Here is a 4,293-nt window from a genome sequence, read left to right as displayed (position 1 = left end):
AAATTGTCCCAATTTTGGGGGTCACATCATCCTTGCGTCTTTTTTTACTTTTTTGCCCAGGCGAATCTGCTTGTAAGGCAGCTCAAGAAGTGCAATGTTCAGCACCGCGAATAAAAGAGCTGCCATATTTTCCTCCAGAATTGAGTGCGTTTTCAGAAATTGCTCTAATTATAGCATTTTTTCCGAAAGAAAAGCCAAGGGAAATTCCTTGGCTTTCGGGTCTTATTTTCTGATAAATTGCTGGTCGCCCTCAGGCGTTTCGGCGTCTTGGTAGCGCTCAACCGTCATGTGCAGGTCGTACTTGTCCCGCAAGGCGGCGATGGTCTGCATCATTGGCGTTGCGTGGTGCTTGTCAACGGCGTCTTGATTTTCCCAGCTGTCAATGAGGAGCACCGTTTCCGGGTCGTCAAAAGAAACGTAGTATTCATAGCGCAGGTTGCCCGGTTCGTCCCGGATGGCTTGGACCGTGCCGGACTTGGTCATTTCTTCAGCGAACTTTTTAGCAGCACCATTTTTCCCGGTGTAGCGCAGATTAACGGTAATACTCATTTTTTCTTCTCCTTACAAAAAGTCTCATTTAATCTATTTTACGCAAAAGTATCCAAAATTGGAAGCGCTTCTTGACTGAGGTAGTCAGCGTACTTTTTCACTTGGGCATTTATGGTTTCATCACTGATCGCGCTGGCCCCTTCCGTAACAAAAGGTACAGCAAACTTGGTCCCGATCAGGTCGCTGGTTGCTTGAAGCGGCCGGAGCAAGTCATGAACAGAGTAAGGCACGCCGCCCTTTTGCCCGTAGCCGCTAGCACCAGGAGAAATGGCGATGACTAATTCTTTGCCGTGCAGGGCGGTGCCGGTGCTGCCGTAGGCCCAGCCGTATTCTAAAACGTCATCTTCAAACTTTTTAAGCAGCGGTACCGTGGAATACCAGTACATCGGGGTCTGCCAGACGATCCGGTCACTGGCCTCCATGACCGCCTGCTCCTTGGCCACGTCGATTTGGAAGTCAGGGTACAAGGCGTACATGTCGCGGACTTCGATGTCGGCTGGCAGGCCTTCAGCCAGTGCCTTATTGACGTGAGAATTTGCTAAATCTGGGTGGAATAAAAAGACGGTGGTTTTCATTGTGGTGATCTCCTTTACTCAGTTTTATTGTAAGACTTAAAGCCAACTTTAAGTCAAGAAATTTAAGGAATTTTTTTACCTGGGTAATTAAAAAAGTGAGATAATATAAGCACAGAAAGCGCATTCAATAAAAGGAGGATGGCTTATGAAAGGGAAAATTTTGATCATGTTGGCCGCCAGCCTGCTCTTGACCGGCTGCAGCCAAAGCAATAAGTCAACTAGCTCTGAATCAGCGGCTGGCTCCAGTAAGGTGAGCCAAAAGTCGAGTTCCAGCAAAAAGGCTAGTTCAAAGTCCAGCTCCGTTAAAAAAACTGCAAGTTCTAGTTCGAGCAGTTCGACTAGCGCAAGCAGCTCATCTGCCAGTTCCAAGGCCAGCGGCTGGAATCAGACCACGTCTAATGCCGCGCGGCTATCCACTTTTAACAGTGAGATCAAAAAGCAGCTGGGCAGCGTACTGCTTCCTAGCGTGACGGGGCTGGCCAGCGACTCCGGCTACTTGAACGTCCGCTACTCCGGCAACTCGAGCAGCTACAAGGTCTACTACTCTGTCGGCTACGCGGCTAAAACTTTGAACGATCCAAGTCTATCGGGGCAAACGCCCTACCTGGTTTTGACCAAGCGGACCTACGCTAGCGCCAGCGCGGCTCAAGCCGCGGTAGAAAATGTTCAGTCGAAGAGCAACCTACAGGGCTTGCCGACGACCAACCTGGGCTCTGGCATCACGGCCTGGACCGACGCCGGGGCCGGCCAGCGCTACGTGACTTTTAATGAAGGCAACTGGCAGTTTACGGTCCACGGCGCCGCAGTCAACGGCGAAGATGCTGAGGCTACGGCCAAAAATCTAGTGACTCTGCTTAACTCCTATTACCTGCCGGCGCCCGACAAGGGCAAGGGGACTTTTGAAGTCAGCGTGGCTGACGGCGAGACCCCGCAGACCCTGACCTGGGCCAAGGGCAGCAGCCTCTACAAGCTGCAGGCCCACTCAACTGACACCCTAATCAAGACGGCGGCTAGTTTAAAGTAGAAAGTGAAAAGCTCTCGCGTGTGCTACGCGGGAGCTTTTTGGCAAGAAAAAAGGCTTGCTAAATGGTGAGTTCCAGTTGGTTGCCTTCGGGGTCGTAGATCACGGCTTCGTAGTAGCCCTCGCCCCAAAGTACTTGACGTAAAAGTCTTTCATCGCCTTGAGGTCCTTAACCCAGAGGCCAACATGTTCGATTCTCATGTGGTGCTCCTTTCCCGCTTTTAGGAAGCGGTTACTTATTGGCTACTCCGCTTAAATGGGGTTTGATTGGGCCTCATCTCTTTTGATCCAGGAGGATACTTTTTCCCTAACTCACTTCGAAAAATCCCAATTTTATGCAACGCTCCATTTTTTTCTCCCAATTTTATGCAACGCTCCATTTTTTCATCCCATTTTTATGCAACGGAGCTAGATTTTTTGGAAAAAATCTAGTTTCAACCTCTAGCAGCAAGCTTTTTTGACAACTTCTAGCCGAAATCCCACCTATTTTTGCCAAAAATCTTCTCGTGATGGCGACTGACACCAAGTCTTGCAGACTTTTGGGATGAAATTTCGGAGTGATGCAGAAAAAAGGGATGCCGACACCCCACTGTTGCAGAATTTTGGGATTTTTGTGGCATGAGCCCCGACTTAGCCAGGGCGGTTTATCCCATTTTGGCGCAACCATCCCAAAAAAGATCCCATTTTGGCGCAACCGTCCGAAAAAAGATCCCATTTTGGCGCAACCGACACCAAGAATCTTCTTTTTGGATCCAGCAACTCGCTAAATTCACCGATTTCAGAGAACTTTTTTCGAAAAAAGCCCCTTTTTCCAAAAAATAACAGGCAAATTCTGGAAAATCTGTGCCGGTTGCACAAAAATGGGACGCGGACAACTTTAGTTGCGCCAAAAAGGGACGCCGCCGACCTTGCTTGCACAAAAATGGGATTTTTCCCTCCCGACCCACAAGAAACAAACAAGGCATCCGCCGATAGCGGATGCCTTAATTACCTAACAATTCAAGCGACGGAATCGCCTCTTCAAAATCCACGTCAAACGGCAAAATTTCATCTCTGAACACGTCGCTCAACGTACTCTCCGCGGGACCAGACAGGGCAATCCGGCTCCACTCCATCTTCACCTCGCCGGTCATCCGCTTCTTGATCTCATTCAGGAAAAATTCCAGAATCTCCTTATCTGACTTATCGTCATTTTTCCAAAAAGTCATCACCACTTCGATGCCGGCCGCATTAAGGATGGTTTTCGCCTGCTCCACCGGGTACTGGTTGATCAGTTCGCCCACCACTTCCTTGGCTTGATCCAGGTCAGTTTGATCAATCCCGGCGCCGATAAACGGGAAGACTTTTTCAAAACAGTCGTAAAAAACTAGCTTCTGCCAAATTTCCAGGCAGGCTTCCCGGTCGCTGCGGATCGCCAGCCAGTCGGCGTCGTCAAAAAGATCCTCATGGTTTTCAAAGCCCTCCAGGTTCAGCCGGTAGTTGACGCCAAAAAGATTATATTTTTTCGGGAAATCTTCGTCTTTAAAGGCGTCAACTGGGGAATTGGGGTCGACGACCAGCACCCTTTTATCGATAAAAGTATTGACGATCTGCCGGGTAAAAATTTCCGAGGGAGTCAAAACGCGCAAGGCATCCCCGACCACGGTCAAGCCCTTCCACCGCATCAAGCAGACCATCGCCGCCAGGTAGACTTTTTCCGCAGTCGGCAGCCACTGGTAGCGGGCCTTCACCCGGGGCATGACGTTGGTGTAGTAGGTCCGAATTACAGCCTGCTTGTCGGCCCGGTCCTGACCACGCTTTTCTTGGCAGCCGCGACATGGGCAATCATCCAAGTCTGGCTGATGGCCGCAGACTGGGCATTTTGGCAAAAAGCGATCGGACATGCTTCTAGCCGGCATTCTCTTGACCAGGCGGCTTCCATCATAAGGGCATTTTTCATCGAGACATCTCAGCGGAAATTCGGAAGCAATTCTGCGAATATCGCCGGTCACGCCGTATTCTTTAAACATATCACCGACTTTTTTATAAGTATTATAGTAGTCGTCCATCAGGCTGACAACAGCCCCGCAAGCGCCTCCCCGCGGCTCTCCCAATCAAAGTCCATGTGCTTGACATCCAGTTTCATCGCATTTATTCCTTTGCTAAAAA

At 49.8% G+C, this 4,293-nt stretch carries 6 protein-coding genes; 2 read left to right on the top strand and 4 right to left on the bottom strand.

What is annotated here, in order from left to right:
* On the top strand, nucleotides 1–233 hold a 233-nt coding region (locus FC20_RS10930; protein WP_236697664.1), incomplete at its 5' end, for a hypothetical protein.
* Here the strand turns inward: FC20_RS10930 and FC20_RS09195 are convergent.
* Together FC20_RS09195 and FC20_RS09190 are read right to left on the bottom strand one after the other, a co-directional pair.
* Nucleotides 223–549 carry a putative quinol monooxygenase gene (locus FC20_RS09195; RefSeq protein ID WP_008460266.1) on the bottom strand — a complete coding sequence of 109 codons (327 nt, stop codon included), beginning with the start codon at nucleotides 547–549 and terminating at the stop codon, nucleotides 223–225. The genes FC20_RS10930 and FC20_RS09195 overlap by 11 nt on opposite strands.
* 38 nt (nucleotides 550–587) lie before the next feature.
* Nucleotides 588–1,124: an NAD(P)H-dependent oxidoreductase gene (locus FC20_RS09190; protein WP_008460265.1), complete on the bottom strand. Its 537-nt coding sequence runs from the start codon at nucleotides 1,122–1,124 to the stop codon at nucleotides 588–590.
* Nucleotides 1,125–1,269: 145 nt separating this feature from the next.
* Here FC20_RS09190 and FC20_RS09185 point away from each other — a divergent pair, with 145 nt between their 5' ends.
* On the top strand, nucleotides 1,270–2,148 hold the full coding sequence (locus tag FC20_RS09185) for a hypothetical protein (protein WP_008460264.1): 879 nt from the start codon (nucleotides 1,270–1,272) through the stop codon (nucleotides 2,146–2,148).
* 99 nt (nucleotides 2,149–2,247) lie between these two features.
* Here FC20_RS09185 and FC20_RS10770 read toward each other — a convergent pair whose 3' ends face one another.
* Entirely contained in the window at nucleotides 2,248–2,346 is a 99-nt protein-coding gene (locus FC20_RS10770) for a VOC family protein (protein ID WP_008460263.1), read from the bottom strand.
* 782 nt (nucleotides 2,347–3,128) lie between these two features.
* Nucleotides 3,129–4,238 (bottom strand): hypothetical protein, encoded by a 1,110-nt coding sequence (locus FC20_RS09175; RefSeq protein WP_155859247.1) that lies wholly within the window; start codon nucleotides 4,236–4,238, stop codon nucleotides 3,129–3,131.
* Nucleotides 4,239–4,293: the final 55 nt, after the last annotated feature.

This window comes from Lactobacillus equicursoris DSM 19284 = JCM 14600 = CIP 110162 (genome assembly GCF_001434815.1).
Lineage (GTDB): Bacteria > Bacillota > Bacilli > Lactobacillales > Lactobacillaceae > Lactobacillus > Lactobacillus equicursoris.
This window is presented reverse-complemented; position numbering and strand designations above follow the sequence as displayed.